The organism is Fulvivirga ulvae (assembly GCF_021389975.1).
Taxonomy (GTDB): Bacteria; Bacteroidota; Bacteroidia; order Cytophagales; family Cyclobacteriaceae; genus Fulvivirga; species Fulvivirga ulvae.
In genome coordinates this window covers 4,013,308-4,030,210 of the sequence record NZ_CP089981.1, presented here as the reverse complement: position 1 = coordinate 4,030,210, position 16,903 = coordinate 4,013,308, and the positions used below count along the sequence as shown (strand labels likewise).

At 43.6% G+C, this 16,903-nt stretch carries 21 protein-coding genes; 13 read left to right on the top strand and 8 right to left on the bottom strand.

Translation table 11 applies throughout. The features are described 5' to 3' along the window. Positions 1-11 precede the first annotated feature (11 nt). The 6 genes from thiC to thiH are packed head-to-tail and all read left to right on the top strand — an operon-like array spanning position 12 to position 5,747. A complete protein-coding gene (gene thiC / locus LVD17_RS17290; RefSeq protein WP_233760268.1) occupies positions 12-1,883 on the top strand; it encodes a phosphomethylpyrimidine synthase ThiC in 1,872 nt (623 codons plus the stop codon). Then, positions 1,883-2,491, top strand: a complete 609-nt coding sequence (locus LVD17_RS17285) for a thiamine phosphate synthase (protein ID WP_233760267.1) — start codon at positions 1,883-1,885, stop codon at positions 2,489-2,491. Before thiC ends, LVD17_RS17285 begins: the two co-directional genes overlap by 1 nt. Next, a complete protein-coding gene (locus tag LVD17_RS17280; protein ID WP_233760266.1) occupies positions 2,488-3,237 on the top strand; it encodes a hydroxymethylpyrimidine/phosphomethylpyrimidine kinase in 750 nt (249 codons plus the stop codon). The genes LVD17_RS17285 and LVD17_RS17280 overlap by 4 nt, the downstream gene beginning before the upstream one ends. Continuing rightward, a complete protein-coding gene (locus LVD17_RS17275; RefSeq protein ID WP_233760265.1) occupies positions 3,234-3,884 on the top strand; it encodes a thiamine phosphate synthase in 651 nt (216 codons plus the stop codon). The genes LVD17_RS17280 and LVD17_RS17275 overlap by 4 nt, the downstream gene beginning before the upstream one ends. Then, complete coding sequence (locus LVD17_RS17270) at positions 3,868-4,635, top strand: thiazole synthase (RefSeq protein ID WP_233760264.1); 768 nt, start codon at positions 3,868-3,870, stop codon at positions 4,633-4,635. Before LVD17_RS17275 ends, LVD17_RS17270 begins: the two co-directional genes overlap by 17 nt. After that, complete coding sequence (gene thiH, locus LVD17_RS17265; RefSeq protein ID WP_233760263.1) at positions 4,632-5,747, top strand: 2-iminoacetate synthase ThiH; 1,116 nt, start codon at positions 4,632-4,634, stop codon at positions 5,745-5,747. Before LVD17_RS17270 ends, thiH begins: the two co-directional genes overlap by 4 nt. A 137-nt stretch (positions 5,748-5,884) precedes the next feature. On the opposite strand, the gene LVD17_RS17260 is transcribed toward thiH, so the two are convergent. The 5 genes from LVD17_RS17260 to LVD17_RS17240 are packed head-to-tail and all read right to left on the bottom strand — an operon-like array spanning position 5,885 to position 8,037. Beyond that, positions 5,885-6,484 carry a MarR family winged helix-turn-helix transcriptional regulator gene (locus tag LVD17_RS17260; RefSeq protein WP_233760262.1) on the bottom strand — a complete coding sequence of 200 codons (600 nt, stop codon included), beginning with the start codon at positions 6,482-6,484 and terminating at the stop codon, positions 5,885-5,887. A gap of 1 nt (position 6,485) precedes the next feature. Next, entirely contained in the window at positions 6,486-6,734 is a 249-nt protein-coding gene (locus LVD17_RS17255) for a hypothetical protein (RefSeq protein ID WP_233760261.1), read from the bottom strand. 36 nt (positions 6,735-6,770) lie between these two features. Then, a complete protein-coding gene (locus LVD17_RS17250; RefSeq protein WP_233760260.1) occupies positions 6,771-7,028 on the bottom strand; it encodes a DUF2024 family protein in 258 nt (85 codons plus the stop codon). A gap of 45 nt (positions 7,029-7,073) precedes the next feature. Next, positions 7,074-7,793 carry a hypothetical protein gene (locus tag LVD17_RS17245; RefSeq protein WP_233760259.1) on the bottom strand — a complete coding sequence of 240 codons (720 nt, stop codon included), beginning with the start codon at positions 7,791-7,793 and terminating at the stop codon, positions 7,074-7,076. 4 nt (positions 7,794-7,797) lie between these two features. Then, positions 7,798-8,037, bottom strand: a complete 240-nt coding sequence (locus LVD17_RS17240; protein WP_233760258.1) for a thioredoxin domain-containing protein — start codon at positions 8,035-8,037, stop codon at positions 7,798-7,800. A gap of 138 nt (positions 8,038-8,175) precedes the next feature. Between LVD17_RS17240 and LVD17_RS17235 the strand changes: the two genes are divergently transcribed. Together LVD17_RS17235 and LVD17_RS17230 are read left to right on the top strand one after the other, a co-directional pair. After that, the gene (locus LVD17_RS17235) at positions 8,176-9,276 is read left to right on the top strand and encodes a PAS domain-containing sensor histidine kinase (RefSeq protein WP_233760257.1); all 1,101 of its coding nucleotides are present in this window, start codon (positions 8,176-8,178) and stop codon (positions 9,274-9,276) included. A gap of 307 nt (positions 9,277-9,583) precedes the next feature. Next, positions 9,584-9,799, top strand: coding sequence for a hypothetical protein (locus LVD17_RS17230; RefSeq protein ID WP_233760256.1), 216 nt, complete (start codon positions 9,584-9,586; stop codon positions 9,797-9,799). A 15-nt stretch (positions 9,800-9,814) separates the two neighbouring features. On the opposite strand, the gene LVD17_RS17225 is transcribed toward LVD17_RS17230, so the two are convergent. Next, on the bottom strand, positions 9,815-10,099 hold the full coding sequence (locus tag LVD17_RS17225; RefSeq protein ID WP_233760255.1) for a hypothetical protein: 285 nt from the start codon (positions 10,097-10,099) through the stop codon (positions 9,815-9,817). 268 nt (positions 10,100-10,367) lie between these two features. Between LVD17_RS17225 and hrpB the strand changes: the two genes are divergently transcribed. Next, the gene (hrpB, locus tag LVD17_RS17220) at positions 10,368-12,857 is read left to right on the top strand and encodes an ATP-dependent helicase HrpB (protein WP_233760254.1); all 2,490 of its coding nucleotides are present in this window, start codon (positions 10,368-10,370) and stop codon (positions 12,855-12,857) included. 92 nt (positions 12,858-12,949) lie between these two features. Here the strand turns inward: hrpB and arfB are convergent, their stop codons facing one another. Together arfB and LVD17_RS17210 are read right to left on the bottom strand one after the other, a co-directional pair. Next, positions 12,950-13,366 carry an alternative ribosome rescue aminoacyl-tRNA hydrolase ArfB gene (gene arfB, locus LVD17_RS17215; protein ID WP_233760253.1) on the bottom strand — a complete coding sequence of 139 codons (417 nt, stop codon included), beginning with the start codon at positions 13,364-13,366 and terminating at the stop codon, positions 12,950-12,952. Between the two features lie 29 nt (positions 13,367-13,395). Further along, positions 13,396-13,758 (bottom strand): hypothetical protein, encoded by a 363-nt coding sequence (locus tag LVD17_RS17210; RefSeq protein WP_233760252.1) that lies wholly within the window; start codon positions 13,756-13,758, stop codon positions 13,396-13,398. Between the two features lie 421 nt (positions 13,759-14,179). On the opposite strand from LVD17_RS17210, the gene LVD17_RS17205 reads away from it, so the two are divergent. The 4 genes from LVD17_RS17205 to LVD17_RS17190 all read left to right on the top strand — a co-directional run bounded on the left by LVD17_RS17205 (position 14,180) and on the right by LVD17_RS17190 (position 16,882). Beyond that, positions 14,180-14,677 (top strand): hypothetical protein, encoded by a 498-nt coding sequence (locus LVD17_RS17205; RefSeq protein ID WP_233760251.1) that lies wholly within the window; start codon positions 14,180-14,182, stop codon positions 14,675-14,677. A 250-nt stretch (positions 14,678-14,927) separates the two neighbouring features. Beyond that, positions 14,928-15,374 (top strand): hypothetical protein, encoded by a 447-nt coding sequence (locus LVD17_RS17200; protein WP_233760250.1) that lies wholly within the window; start codon positions 14,928-14,930, stop codon positions 15,372-15,374. 33 nt (positions 15,375-15,407) lie between these two features. Further along, entirely contained in the window at positions 15,408-16,019 is a 612-nt protein-coding gene (locus LVD17_RS17195) for a hypothetical protein (protein WP_233760249.1), read from the top strand. Then, positions 16,016-16,882 (top strand): hypothetical protein, encoded by an 867-nt coding sequence (locus LVD17_RS17190; RefSeq protein ID WP_233760248.1) that lies wholly within the window; start codon positions 16,016-16,018, stop codon positions 16,880-16,882. Before LVD17_RS17195 ends, LVD17_RS17190 begins: the two co-directional genes overlap by 4 nt. Positions 16,883-16,903: the final 21 nt, after the last annotated feature.

Here is a 16,903-nt window from a genome sequence, read left to right as displayed (position 1 = left end):
AAACTACTGATATGCGAAAAGACAAAACACCAGGCGCCGAAGTCATCAGCAGGGCTCCTTTTCCCAAGTCCGAAAAAATATATGTAAGTGGAAAGCTCCACGACATCAAAGTACCTATGCGCGAAATCGGGCTGCACGATACCCGCGACCAGACCACCGGGGATATGATCAAAAACGATAGTGTCACCATCTATGACACCAGCGGTCCTTACACTGACCCGAATGTCGATATTGATGTAAACAAAGGCCTGCCCCAGCTTAGAAAGGACTGGATCCAGAGCAGAGGAGATGTAGAGGAGCTGTCGGGCATCACTTCGGACTATGGAAACCAAAGGCTGAACGATGACACGCTAAACGACCTGCGTTTTAAACACCTTAAAAAGCCTTTAAGGGCAATGGAGGGTAAAAATGTAACGCAGCTTCATTATGCCAGAAAAGGCATCATCACTCCTGAAATGGAGTATATAGCTATTCGGGAAAACCAACGTTTGGAGGAGTTGTACAATGATAAAGACTCCCTGTTTGATCAACATCAGGGACATAGCTTCGGAGCCAATACCCCTAAGAAATTCATTACCCCTGAATTTGTCAGGGACGAAATAGCAGCAGGCCGGGCTATCATTCCTGCCAACATCAACCACCCGGAAATAGAGCCGATGATCATCGGACGAAACTTCCTGGTAAAGATCAATGCCAACATCGGTAACTCTGCCGTTACCTCATCCATCGAAGAAGAGGTAGAGAAAATGGTATGGGCTATCCGTTGGGGAGCAGACACAGTCATGGATCTTTCTACAGGCAAAAATATCCATGAAACCCGGGAATGGGTGATCAGGAATTCCCCCGTGCCCATTGGTACAGTACCGATCTATCAGGCACTGGAAAAAGTAAATGGCAAAGCCGAAGACCTGACCTGGGAGATTTTCAGGGATACGCTGATCGAGCAGGCTGAGCAGGGTGTGGATTACTTCACCATTCATGCCGGGGTAAGGTTAAAATATGTGCCCCTGACCGCCAAACGTCTGACCGGGATTGTTTCTCGTGGTGGATCGATTATGGCCAAATGGTGCCTGGCACACCACAAAGAAAGCTTCCTGTACACACATTTTGAAGAGATCTGCGAGATCATGAAAGCATATGATGTGTCCTTCTCTCTGGGTGACGGCCTGCGCCCGGGCTCACTGGCCGACGCTAATGATGCAGCCCAGTTTGCCGAGCTGGAAACGCTGGGCGAGCTAACAAAAATAGCCTGGAAGCACGATGTGCAGGTGATGATCGAAGGCCCCGGCCACGTACCAATGCATATGATCAAAGAGAATATGGACAAGCAATTGAAAGAATGCCATGAGGCACCTTTCTACACCTTAGGGCCGTTAACTACGGATATTGCTCCGGGTTATGACCATATCACCTCGGCTATTGGAGCTGCAATGATCGGATGGTTTGGCACCGCCATGCTTTGCTATGTAACTCCAAAAGAACACCTGGGCCTGCCCAATAAAAAGGATGTTAAGGATGGCGTGATCACCTATAAGATTGCTGCCCATGCGGCCGACCTTGCCAAAGGTCATCCGGGAGCTCAGTATCGCGACAATGCATTGAGCAAAGCCCGCTTTGAATTCCGTTGGGAAGACCAGTTTAACCTGTCGCTCGACCCGGATACAGCCAGGGAATTCCATGATGAAACGCTGCCGGCGGAAGGGGCGAAAGTGGCACATTTCTGTTCTATGTGCGGGCCTCATTTCTGTAGCATGAAAATAACACAGGATGTGAGAAACTATGCCGCAGAAAAAGGCCTCAGTGATGAGGAAAAAGCTCTGGAAAAAGGTATGGAAGAAAAATCGAAAGAGTTTAAAAAGGCAGGTTCTGAAATATATCTGTAATGCCTGAAGATAAACTGATAGTCATCACGCCCGGGCACACCCTCGACAAGGAAGCTGACCTCTGGATGCAACTTCTGGATGCCGGTGTTGGCAGGGTCCATATTCGCAAACCGAATATGAAGGCTGAGAGCGTGCTCGGGCTCATGACTAAGGTACCTTCTGCTTACAGGGAGCAGATCTCAATCCATTATTATCCCGAAGTGACTTTAGAAACAGAAGCCGGTGGCTTACACCAGCCTTACAGTTACCTGATAAACGGCAGGGTACTGCTCCCTGCCCGGTACAGGTTGTCTGCCTCAGTGCATAACTGGGATGAAGCCCATAAAGCCATGAAACTATGTTCTTATTGTTTTATCAGTCCTGTATTCAACAGCATTTCCAAAAAAGGGTATAATGCCAACCCTGACTTAAAGAATGTACCGGAACAATTCAAAGGCAACAAAATATATGCTTTGGGCGGGATCGACATTCAAAATGCTGCAGAAGCTCTCAATATGGGCTATTACGGCCTGGCGGTAATGGGCACAATATGGGAGGAGCCAGAATTAGCCGTTGACAAAGCTAAAGCACTGATACAGGTAATCAACAGAAAAAGCATATCCTCATGAACACGATACACCCTATTGCCATGACCATTGCAGGATATGACCCCTGTGCAGGTGCCGGGCTTCTGGCCGATATCAAGGCTATGGAGCAACATGGCGTTTATGGTATGGGCACGGTTACAGCCAATACACTGCAGGATGAAAGCAAAGTCTACCATGTTGACTGGCACAAAACCGATGCTATATTTCATCAGCTAAATACACTACTTGACAAGTATAGTATACAATGGGTAAAAATTGGGATCATAGAAAACAGCAAGTCTTTCTCTGCCATAAAAAAGCACTTGCTGAAATATAACCCCGATATTAAGATTGTTTGGGACCCCGTGCTTCGCTCCTCTTCAGGCTTTCAGTTTTTTGAAAACGACCAGGAGTTGGATGACTTATTAGAGAATGTCTACCTGATCACGCCCAACCTTCCGGAATTCAAAACACTGTTTGACGATGAAGAAACGGCGGTAAGAGCTTCCTTCCAATGCAATGTCTACCTCAAAGGAGGTCATAACGAAGGATCACCGGGAACGGACTTTCTGTTTAGTCAGGGGAATAAAATGATTTTCACTGCCAATACATCATCAATCTCTCCAAAACATGGGTCGGGGTGTGTCTTATCGGCAGCTATCACTGCTAATCTGGCACAGGGACTTGACCTTCCTCAATCATGTATATCAGCCAAAACCTACACTGAAAAGTTTTTATCATCCCATATTTCATTACTGGGGTGGCACAACAAAACCGACGTATTATGATCGACAAATTACATTTCATAACACAGGAAAATGAGCGTTTCACACATCTTGGAGGTATAGAAGAGGCCTTGAAAAATGGCATCAGGTGGATTCAGTTGCGGATCAAGGATAAACACATCGATGAAATAGAAGACCAGGCATGGAAGGCGCGTAAGCTTTGTGATAAATATAATGCAAGGCTCATTATCAATGACCACCCCACCATTGCCAATTTTGTAAGAGCTGATGGGGTACACCTGGGTAAGGAAGACATGCCCGTAAGCCATGCGCGACAAATATTGGGTAAATCAAAAATCATCGGGGCTACAGCCAATACGTTAGAAGATATTGTGGCCCACGCCAGTGACGGTGCCGATTATATAGGCCTTGGGCCTTTCAGGTTTACCTCCACCAAGCAAAAGCTAAGCCCAATACTGGGGTTGGATGGCTATCGCAATATCCTTTCAAAGTGTAATGAGCTCGGCATCACCACACCGATAGTTGCCATAGGAGGAATAACTATTACTGATATACCTGCATTGACAGGTGCCGGTGTGCATGGCATTGCAGCATCGGGCATGATCATCAATGCCAGCAACATCTCCCATATCACAGAAACTATTTATGACATTGTAAAACAGCCCATAGATTATGCTAACAATAGGTGATAAAACATTCAATTCCCGACTTTTTACAGGAACGGGTAAATTCAACAGCAGTGAATTAATGAAAACTGCTCTGCTGGAAAGTGGCAGTGAATTGGTGACTATGGCTCTTAAACGGGTGGATGTAAACAGTAACGAAGACCACATACTGGGATACCTGGATCACCCTCAGTTCAATTTGTTGCCCAACACATCGGGCGTCAGGAATGCCAAAGAAGCCATATTCGCGGCTGAACTGGCCCGGGAAGCCCTGGAAACCAACTGGCTGAAACTGGAGATCCACCCGGACCCTAAATACCTCCTGCCCGACCCTGTCGAAACTTTGATAGCTGCAGAGCAACTGGTAAAAAAAGGGTTTATCGTTTTGCCTTATATCCATGCTGACCCTGTTTTATGCAAGCGACTTGAAGAAGCCGGAGTTGCCGCCGTCATGCCCCTGGGCTCACCCATCGGTAGTAATAAAGGACTGAAAACCATCGACTTTCTGGAGATCATCATTGAGCAAAGCAACGTTCCTGTGGTGGTTGATGCCGGAATAGGTGCCCCATCCGATGCAGCAAAGGCCATGGAAATTGGAGCCGACGCCGTACTAGTCAATACAGCCATAGCGGTTTCAGATAACCCCGTAGCTATGGCCAGAGCATTCAAAATGGCCGTTGAGGCCGGGAGAATAGCTTATGAAGCAAAGCTTGCCCATCCCATTGGCCATGCCAGCGCAAGTAGTCCATTAACATCATTTATAGACGAACTATGAGTTTTTCTGAAATTTTTAGAAGCTACAACTGGGACGACGTAAAAAGCAAAATCTATAGCAAAACATCTCAGGATGTCGAAAACGCCATATCCAGACCCCAGCGAAATCTGGAGGATTTCATGGCGCTCATCTCCCCTGCTGCGGCTCCATACCTGGAACAAATGGCGCAGCTAAGCCACCGGCTAACCCAGAAAAGGTTTGGCAAAACAATCCAGATGTACATACCCATGTACCTGTCAAACGAGTGCCAAAATATATGCACGTACTGCGGTTTTAGCCTCGACAACAAAATTCCGAGAAGAACGCTCACTGAAAAAGAGATTCTTTCGGAAATAGAGCATATCAAAGCTATGGGCTATGATCACATTTTACTGGTAACGGGTGAGGCCAACAAAACCGTAGGGCCCGAGTACTTCAAGAAGGCTTTTAAGCTCATCAACCCTTCCTTCTCACATATCTCCCTTGAAGTGCAGCCGCTCGACCAGCATGAATATGAAGAACTGATCCCCCTGGGGCTGAATACGGTACTGGTTTACCAGGAGACCTATCATCAGGAGGATTACAAAAAACATCACCCGAAAGGCAAAAAATCAAACTTCGATTATCGACTGGAAACGCCGGACAGGTTGGGAAGGGCCGGCATCCATAAAATAGGCCTCGGCGTATTGTTTGGTCTCGAAGACTGGCGCACAGATTCTTTTTTCACGGCGCTGCACCTGCAGTATCTCGAAAGGAAGTACTGGAAAACAAAATACTCCATATCATTTCCCCGCCTGCGCCCTCATGCCGGTGGACTGACACCCAAGGTAGAAATGACCGACCGGGAACTGGTGCAGCTTATCTGCGCCTATCGTATCTTCAATGAAGAAGTTGAACTCTCGCTCTCTACACGTGAATCAAACAAATTCCGCGACAACGTCATTAAACTGGGTATCACGTCCATAAGTGCCGGCTCCAAAACCAATCCCGGCGGCTATGCCAACGCTCCCGAATCACTGGAGCAGTTCGAAATAGATGACCAAAGATCCCCGGCCCAAATAGCCGAAATGCTGACCCGCCAGGGCTACGAACCGGTATGGAAAGATTGGGACAGGGCGTACGGGGGTGTTTAGGGTTGAATGATCGGTAATCGGTGCATTGTAAGTCGGAAGACCGGAGACCGAAGAATGGGCAGCCAGACCAAGAACGGTGAACAGTAAACAACGGTGATCGGTGACACCTATTACCGCTCACTGATTACTGATACCAGTCACCAACTAGCAGAAAACTCCGGACAATCCAGCCTGATATCAACATCTTCAAGGTCAGCCTTGAGCAGGTTGCAATGGTGACGCGAAGAGCGATGTTCGTAAAATTTGCAATTGTGACAGCTCCGTTGGATGGTGATAACTCCCGCTTTGTTCAGGTATTTGATTACCTGAAGCAATGAGTGGAGAAGGTCGTTTTTTTCTGGGTCTGAAATATTTTCCAATGATTGAAGTACCGGTGCTCCGAAACTTTCCATAGCCATTATTTCCTGCTTCCCGGCCAGGGTCGGTTTTATGTAGTAGCTGCGACTGTCTGTATCATCTACCGTTTTCTCTGCCAGTCCTTTTTGGATCAGTACCTTTACTGCATCACTGATTGTGGCTTTAGTAATATCAAACTCACGGGCGAGATAACTAACCGTACACAACTGCTCATGATGAAAATGGATAAACATGAGAATTTGCATCTGGATTGGACTCAGATTACGCTCCTTGCCCTCTTTCAGTTGCATCACTTTGAATGCATGTGAAATTCGCTCCAAAGCGGCTACAATTTTCACATCGCGCTGACTATGCTGCTTCTCCGGGTCAAAAATATTCATATCAACAGTCGCATGTAAAGTCCATGATATCTTTGTACTTAGGGGCAACCATTTCATCAATGCGCACCAAACTGTCAAACCGGATCTCCTCACCCGTAGCCAGGATCAGGAATTCCGTGCCATCCTTTTTCTCCAGTGCCTTGGTCACAGAAGTGACGGTAATAAACTCATGAAGATCAGTGAAATACTGCACCTTCGCATAAGTTCTTGAATTGACCTTGTCTTGCACAAATGCATGAAAATCATTCATAAGATTCAACTTTAGCGCTTTTTAAAAAACAGGGGCTTAACACCCCTGCATTTCTATAATATGGTAACCTTTTGTCTCTATATCGTACTTCACCTCATTGGAAGCCTGCTCAATATGACAAAATTTACACTCTTTAGCCGATATGGGCTGTCCCTCCTGCTCCTTGCTTTTCAGATATTCCTTACCAAAGCCAATCACCTCATCGTACCGAAGCTCCACTGGCACAAGTATATCAAAATGCATCAAACCTCCATTTTTCTTCTTTACATAAGTGTCAAATACAGAAACTTGCATTGGATCTATAAATTTAGGATTCCTAACTAATTATTGCAAAAAAAGTTAATGATTTACCTTATAAGGCAATGATAAATCACCGGATAGCACGCTGTAAACCTCATAAACACCCAGCATAGGCTTGGTGCTGTCGGAAGTATTTACTTGCATAAAGGCGGCAACAGCATCATAATTGAATTGCTTCTTACCATAAATCCGCTGCGCTGGCACCAACACTTTCAACTGCTGCCCCCGTGTCAACACACTGTATCCCGGAGAGTCCATGTACATGGGCATGCCTGGGTTAGTGGGAGGCAGTATTACCACATCAGTTTTTGCAAATTGCTTTACTGCCAAACCACCAGGAACGCGATCGTCTTGCTCCAGCACCACCCAATGGGTATGCCATATGACACCGTCATTTTTATAATTCCTGTCATTGTTCTCATCCCAAAGCGGTGTATCATCAAAGTCCGGATGTGCCGTCACGGCCAACGCCACTATACCCTTCGTATCACCAAAGCCAACATCCACAGACCTCAATGTGGTGGGAAAAACATAACCAAGCACCGGTGCTCCATCCAATTGACCCGCTGCCTCAGGCACTGTTTTCCCTGATTCCCCGGCAACAGTTACCTGAAAAACCAAAAGGTCCAGATCACTTATATAGTTTACCTCTGCTCCGGTTATTTTCAAGTCTTTGGAAGCCTCAAACCCACTATCGGTCTGGGCATAGCTTGCAAATGACAATGCTAGTAATGCAACAAACAAAACGCTCTTTTTCATAATGCTAACCATTCTTCACGTCTGTTAAACTTGCTCCAAAATTGATATGAAGTACATTTTGGCCAAGCCACAAAGCAGGGACTGACTCCACCCCGACTTTTTCAGCTTCCGAGATACGTGCCTGGTCCTGCCCCAGATGTACGATTTCCAGATCATATCTGGACCGGTCAATAATCTTTAAAATGTCCTGTTCCGCACTTACGCATACCGGACAACCTGCATGATAGAATACTGCTTTTTCCATAATTCAAATGTTTTAGTTAATCATTGCTCAATAATAGTTAGGATTCCTAACTAAAACAAACATGATGAGCAAAAAATTATGGACTCATTCTTGAATGTAATAATTGCTGTAATAGACGAAGCAGACTGTTTATAAATTATGAACGCAAAAATTCCCAATAACCCACACAAACTTATTACCCAAACCGTTCCCGTATTTTTCTTCATTTGGGATGTAAAGAGGGAAAAAATCATTTATGTAAGCCCTAAATTCTTCGACTTGGTGAAAGGAACTGAAATTGAGCCCAGGGATGAATCAGACCTCAAGCCATACATTGACAAGGAATATCACAAACCTTACCTGCAGTTTTTCTCGGCCTTAACCCCAAAGAATAACTTTATTAACAAAATTGAGCTTAAAACGAGCAACAAACTCAAAAAATTTGAGTGGATAGAGATCCATACTTTTCCGGTCGAGGAGCAGCAAAATGTTGAACTGGTGGTTGGGCATATAGTTGATATCAGTGACAAGAAAAATCACATGCTGGACCTCGAGGGAGAGAATAAAAACTTTGACAGCATTATTCAAATTATTTCGCATGACCTCAGACAGCCCTTTACCAAAATATCACTATTGGCCGACCTTATAAAAGAAGAACCAGATACTTCAAAGACATCCAACTATGCTGATAAAATTAAAAATGCTTCGGAAAGTGCCTACGCATTACTCCAGCATTTCTTACAGCTCACAGTACTCAATTACAGTAGTGAGGTACTTAGCACCACGAGTGAAAGCCTTTTCCAAATCGTAAAAAATGCACTTAAAACTTATGATGTAGAAATCGAGAGCAAACAGTTAAACATTAAAGTTGTAGCACCAGAACATGACTTTAGCTATCCTGTTGACAAATCAATATTCAATCAGGCCATAAAAAATATCATTTCAAATGCCGTTAAATTTACCCGGCCTAAAGGCAATATTTCTATTAACCTTCATGAAACTAAAAGAAATTACAAAATCAAGATAGCCGATACCGGGATAGGCATTCCTGCAGAGATTAAAAAACGCTTGTTTAAAGAAATCTCATCAGTACGAAGAACAGGGCTTGAAGGCCAGAAATCCACAGGGCTCGGACTGGCCATTACAAAAAAGATCATCGAATTGCATAACGGAAAAATTGCCGTAAAGAGTAGCGAAAACAAGGGAACAACCTTTGAAATAAGCCTGCCGCTAAAGCCCAAACCTACAAAAGCTTTTTAGGCGTGCATTCGGGTTATAGTAACCACGGACTGTGGAGTAAACACTACGATATCGTCCGGCAGAATTCTTCCTCAATAACATCTGTCTCATCCTCATTTCTTACGAAGTGATGAATACATATCAGAACGTTATCTCCATTTAAAGAATTTTAAACGCCGTAAAGCAGTAAAACAACATGCAGTTTTTACGCATGTAATTAAATTCTCTAAAGAAATTAATGATCATCCCGATAAAAAAATTATCTTGCCATTGTTTATAGTAAACCTTAACATCAAGTATGCGTCCTGACAGCGAATCTGATCTCTTAATGAATAAAGTGCAACTCATACTGGAGTCGCCTACTGAAAGGTCAAAATATAAAAAGATTAACTCCGAGGATGACAGGTTGGCTTTTTTCTGTAACCACTTCATCATGGATGACATGTCTGTAAGGCTAATTAAGAGGAGATATTTACTCTCCAAGCGGCACAGAGAGGCGTTTATTCAATCTATTGATGAAATAATAGAGAAACTGGAACGGTAAAACCATATAAAATCCTTAGGCTACTGTAGCAAGCATTGAGTTCTGTTCACAATCATCAGAACCTGGTAAAAGCTTCCCTAACGTTTCTATAAGCTTGCACTCCGTTGTAATCAAATCATTATTTCTCTGCGCAATCTTGCTACATATGTGCAATATTTCGCGCTTTTTGTCTTCATCCAGCTCATCACATTCTTCTACATATAATATCAGAGCCGTTAGCTTTGATTTCAAATCGCACGTTTTGTACCTAAGCCGGAAAGAGTGGTTCAGGAGGTCTTTTTTCGGGTTGGAGGTTACCATACGACGTTCGTTTTGGGGTTGATATATAGTTAGTAATAAATCTTTGGAATTGAAAGTTTTTTATGATGAATCATTTAAGAACGCGGGTAGAAAACATCAAAATATCGTCTCAGGTTGTCCTGTGCTTCCGGTCGGTTACACATACTTGTTGTTCCTACATGTTTATGCGTTCATTTTTATGCTTTTAATCTCCCTAAATGCTTTCTCTGGTAAAGTTTGTAATTTTGCTTTTGCAAATAAGTTATAACTTTATAATCTGACATAAATTTTGTCATTCGACGCTTTAAACATAGATCTTCCAGTTGCTGACATCATTCCTGAGGTCAGGGAATTACTTCAAAAAGAAAATACGCTCATTGTCAATGCGCCTCCTGGGGCAGGCAAGAGTACACTGCTCCCCCTGGCATTGCTCAATGAGCCCTGGCTGGAGGGAAAGAAAATACTCATGCTTGAACCACGCCGGCTGGCTGCCCGATCAATTGCTTCACGTATGTCAGACCTTTTGGATGATGAAGTGGGCAAAACCGTTGGTTATCGCATACGTTTTGAGAATCGCACAAGTGCAGACACCCAGATTGAGGTACTCACTGAGGGCATTCTTACACGGATGATCCATAGCGACAATGCTCTGGAAGGCGTAGGCCTGGTTATATTTGACGAGTTTCATGAAAGAAGTATTCATGCAGATGTAGCACTGGCATTATGCCGCGAAGCTCAGCAGGTACTGAGGCCTGACTTACGGATCATGATCATGTCGGCAACGCTAAATATGCCTCAGCTAAAAGAGCTCCTCAATGCACCTGTTGCAGAGAGCCAGGGCAGGCAATATCCTGTAGAGGTTATTTATGACGGTGAAACGGACCTGATGATGTTGCCGGAAATGACTGCAAAGACAATAAAAAAGGCTGTCAGGGAAAATGAAGGAGATGCACTGGTATTCTTCCCCGGCGAGGGTGAAATAAGAAAATGCGAAGAGCTTCTAAAAAAAGCGCTACCCGATTTTGTCATTCACCCACTATACGGCAAGCTACCTCAAAACAAACAATACAACGCCATAATGCCTGACAGGAAAGGGCGACGCAAAGTAGTGCTGGCCACATCAATTGCAGAAACCAGTCTTACCATCGAAGGCATAAAAATAGTGGTAGACACCGGCTATGGCCGAACCTCCCGGTTTGACCCAAAATCCGGCTTGTCGCGATTGGAAACTGTCCAGATCACTAAAGACTCTGCTGACCAGCGCGCAGGCCGTGCCGGGCGTTTAAGTGCAGGTGTATGTTACCGCATGTGGTCAAAGGCTACACAGGAAAGACTTGCCGAACACCGCGTACCGGAAATCATGGAGGCGGATCTGGCTCCGCTGGTGCTAGACATGGCACAATGGGGCATAGTAGATGCTCACCAGCTCACGTGGCTCACTCCGCCACCTAAAGGCACACTCTCGCAGGCTTCCGATACACTCCATCAGCTCGATGCCCTGCAAAACGGCCGTATTACCGAGCATGGTAAAAGAATACACCAGCTACCGTGTCATCCCAGAATTGCCCATATGTTGCTGATGGCAGAAGACGATGACCTGCTGGAGCTGGCTTCTGATGTGTCAGCGGTACTCGAAGAAAGAGACCCTTTGCCTAAAGAGTCGGGCATTGATATCAACTTGCGGATAGAGGCCCTGAGAAGATACCGAAGTGGAAAAGGGCAGGGCAAAAGTTTTGGCAGAATAGAAAAAATAGCGGCGTCATACCGCAAACTTTTCGATAAGCAAGAAGATAATGGCCCCGTAGATCCCTATGCTACGGGTGTGCTATTGGCACATGCCTACCCGGAACGAATAGCCTATGCCCGTCCGGGAAATAATGCCCAGTTTCAACTTGCCAATGGCAAATACGCCATGGCAGGCCACCGCGATGACCTTGCCCATGAGCCCTGGCTGGCAATCGCCAATGTAGATGCCCGCGATGGCATGGGAAAGATATTTATGGCCTCTCCCCTAAACCCTAAGGACCTCGCTCCACTGGTAAGGGAACAGGAAATAATAACCTGGGATACACGTAAAGGGGGTTTAATAGCAACAAAGGATCTGCGTATAGGTTGTATAGTCCTGCAATCCAAACCTCTCCCATCGCCTGATACGGAACATCTTGTAAAAGCTATTTCGGAGGCCATTAAAAATGAAGGAGCAAACCTGCTGAATTTTGACGAACAGGTTACACAGTGGCAAAACCGTGTACTGAGCCTGCGCAGGTGGCGCCCTCAGGATAACTGGCCTGATGTAAGCACGCAAACCTTACTGATCACTAATGAGGAGTGGCTGTCTCCATACCTGGATCAGATCAAAAAGCCGGAAGACCTGAAAAAAATAAACCTGACAGAAGTACTCCATCATAGCCTTGACTGGGAAAAACAGGCTGCTCTTGACGAACTGGCACCACCCCGAATCACCGTTCCCAGTGGCTCTGCGGTCAAATTGCAATATCTCACTGACGGCTCGGCACCGGTACTAGCAGTAAGGCTACAGGAAGTTTTCGGACTGGCTGATACACCAAAGGTCAATGAAGGAAGAACATCCGTGCTCATGCACCTGCTCTCGCCGGGCTTTAAACCTGTACAAGTCACCGCTGACCTGCGCAGTTTTTGGGACAATGCTTACTTTGAGGTAAAGAAGGAGCTTCAACGACGCTACCCTAAGCATTCATGGCCTGAGGATCCCTGGACCGCAGAAGCTTTGAGGGGGGTAAAGAAAAAAGAGAAGAAGTAGGTCAAAAGGATCAGGCGGAGTTTCTGAGGAGACACTACCTTTTGTTTGACAGGCAGTTGTTAATAGCAGTTGGCAACTTTCAGCTTGGTTCGTCAAAAATCTTTGTTCTGCCTATGCTGCTTCTTTTCTGATTGCTTTTGTTTGGCTTTCAGTCTTTTTTCAACAGCGGATTTTGAAGGTTTGGTGGCTTTCCGTTTCTTTTTAACCTTAAGAGCTCTTTTCAGCAGATCATAAAATTTCCCGATGGCCTCTTCTTTGTTCTTAAGTTGAGAGCGCCCGGCTTCCGAGGTGATGATGAGTATATTATTATTATTAATCTTATTGGCCAGTTTGTCCACTATCAGGGCCTTTTCTGCTTCACTAAGTCTCTGCGATGCCAACACATCGAATCTTAAAGTTACTTTTGTATTAACCTTATTGACGTTTTGACCTCCCGGGCCTCCGCTTTTGGAGGCAGTGATTTCCCACTCTCCACTAAAATCCCTTTCATAAACCTTGTCACTCATCATCCAAAGATATAAAACCGCACCCTAAATACTTACCATTTCCCCTGTGCATAAAGGCTTTCACGACTATACCACACTACTATAAGTGCCAAACCTGCAGAAGCCAGATCAATCATAACAAAAGCAAGCTCCTGATGCATAAGGTATATGTACCCTTGCCAAAGCATGGATAAAATAAGTATAAAAGCTGAAACCAGGCGGACTTTAGAAAACAACAGGCAGATTGCAATAAAGATATCGAGTAATCCTACAAATGAAACCAGCGAGCAGGAATATCCCCATATCACCAAGTCGGCATATTTACCTGACAAACGCATAGCTCCGGAGACAATGAACTGAAAACATAAAAGCAGGATAAGTATCCAGAGAAAAATTTGCTGACTGCGTTTAGGCATATTTTGAGTTTTTGACCATTAATATTCACGGGGCATCTCATCAGTAGTTAAACCTTTTATATGAATGGCATAAAAACACCGACCGAAAACACTTTTCTCATTATCAACGACACTACCTCGAACATAAAAACATGATCATCTACATGTTATAGCGTAAAAATTACCGATTTCAAAAAACAGTCATTATATTTAAGGAATCTTTTCGATCCTCTTTCGGTTACAATTTGGCTGCCGCAGTCATTTATTTTTAAACCTTTAAATATTTTTCATTATCAGATCTATAGTTAAAACATTTACCTTTCTAGTTCTTTTTAATTTACCGCTCCTAAGTTACTCACAGAGTAAGCCCATTCCACTTCCTGCGGATAACTACGCCAATAAAGGCATCCCAGTATTATTAAGCAAAGAAATAAAAAAAGCGTTGTCATATTACCCTGAGTTACAAAACACCCGCATAGACTTCGTTTTCAGAGAAAATATTAAGAATGCCGTCATGCAGGCTCAGCCAAGGGTCAAAACGCTTTTCAAAAGAAAGTACAAACGCATTTATAAGGTGAAAATCAGCAGGCACTTAACCTTAAATGACAGTACGATGGGGATAGAAAATGTCCCTCACGAAATATTAGTAGGCTGGATCGCCCATGAATTAGGACATATTATGGATTATCTGGACAGGAGTTCATTTCAGATGATTGGTTTCGGCTTTAAATACCTCACATCCAAACACTTTCTGATGAAGGCTGAGCGGCAAGCTGATACTTTTGCCATAATGCATGGATTGGCTGATGAAATTGTAAAAACAAAAAAATACATCCTCAACCAGGAGGATCTTCCTAAAGAATATAAAGACAAAATAGACCGGCTCTACATTTCTCCCGAAGAAGTACGTCATATCGAGGAAGAGATGGAATCCATCTAGATCCAGTTACCCATTAACTCAATGAAAGCCCGGCCGGAGCGATAAAATTTGGTGCAGGGAAAATCGTCGATAGTTGCCCAAGCAGCCAAACATTCAATTTATTTTGTAATTAATTTTATTTTAACTATAAATTATACATTACCAAGGAGTTAATATCGTTGTTGCAACTTGGATATTATTTAAATTTCGTATGAAAAATTTCAGTTTCCTTAATAATTTATTATAATTTGTATTCCGATAATTTTTTACTATGAGTTTATTTAAGTATCGCACAGGTGTCTGTATAATGTTGGTTTCATTATTAGTTTTTTCGTGTAAGTCGTCACAAACCACCAAATCTGCTGAAGCAGATGAGGAGCCCCAGGTAATTCGGAGCTCTGATATTATTTTGGTAGATAAAGAGTTAAAGGATACACTGGAGGGCTATTTCAAGCTATTTGCCAAAATGGACCTTGAGGATATTGACGGCAGAGATACAAAGATGGCTGAAGTCTTCGAGTATTTCAGCTCGCCCGATACACCGGTATTTTTTGCACTATATAATAGCGACGGCGAAAAGTATTACGATAAACCCGTCACCATATCCAGGTACCTGCATTATTTGCGCGATACACGTCAGGCACCACATATTATTCAAGCTGTCAAGTTGGACGAATCACAAAAAAAAATAACCAAAATTGAACTAGCTGTAAAATAAACACACAATCTACATCTTAAAGCCCCATCAACCATGACCTATAAAGTACTGTTTTGTCTATACTTTGTGTTTATACTCTTTTCCACTCCTGATAAGCCCTGTATAGGCCAGTCATCTGCCGATTACTTTGAGGAAGAAGAACCTATAGACCCCGAGCAAAAGCTTAAGGTCGACTCCATGGCCATGGAGAAAATAAGGGACCTAAGCAAATACATAGCGATCATTGGCAGCAAAAGCACTCCGTTTTCTGAAGCCAACCGGGTAGTATCCAGAGCTTTGGAGCTATTTGCGGATGGCAGTGTTATTGGTGTTTCCACTCTTGATAAAGAAGAAGTTAAACAGTATGAAATAAAAAAATACTTTGAAAGACTCATGGCCCTTAGCTATGACAAAGTCAAAATCCAGTGGTTCGACATTCAGTATATCAGTGATCTTGAAATGACCCCCGACGGTAAGTATGTAGGCGTAGTCACCATTTATCAAAAATTTGAAGGGCTGCAGGGTGATGCCCTGGTTTATAAAGATGTAACTAAAAAAGACATCACTATTTATGTTGAACGCAAAATCATGCAGGTAGAAGGCACCCATGTCAATTTCTGGGATGTATTACTTGGTGACATAGTTGTAAGCGAGACAGTTTTATGAAAAAAAGAAGTGCATTTTTAATTATTGTAGCGGCTTTAATGTATTGCGCTGAGATAATGGCTCAGGGGGTTTCTTATGTGGAAGGCAATGAGTTTGTACTCGCAGAAACCAAGCAGGTAAACCAGTTCTTCCGCAGGTTTAATGGCGAAGAAGATTACGATGGCACCAGGTTTTACAGCAGTGACTCCCTGTTTAGAAGCCCTCTACTACGTCAGGTCTACTTATCCAATCTTTTCGATAAGCTGAGCACCAATATGTCTGATTCAATGAAGAACAGCTTTATTTTCAATGTCACAGACAGCTATGACCCGAAGTTTCTAAACCATAAAAGAAATGACTGGTATGCTCAGGTAGATGTAATGATAAGCTATGAAAACCAGAAGCACCCTTGCACCCTGTTCTTAAAAATGGAAAGGGAAAATAAAGGTACCAAGTGGGTACTGGCCAATGTATATTTTCAACCTTTTACCCATCTTTTTAAAGGTGTGGACTATTTTGGAAATGAAGCCTATAAACCCGGGCCTTATCTGCATCCTAAAAGCCACGAAATTAAATTTGTTAATCTGAAAAAGGCTTTTGACCGGTTAGATGAGATTGAAAAATATGCCGCCAATGAGTTTAACCCTGATTACCTGACGCTTTTTATCTATGAACTTAAGCGGGGCAATGCTAAGTTTCTGGATGTAAAAAATGTAAAATTTCATTTCTTCCAGGTTGATAACTGGTATTTTGAACTCTCATCACTAAGCCGTAAGAGCATGAATTCCGGCTGGTTGATAACCGACTTAATGAGAGTTGCTGAAAAGGATAAAGAGATTTTAAGAAAATATATTTTCTTTCATGAGAATAATCACGCTAATTAATTACGAATAAAAACCCTTACT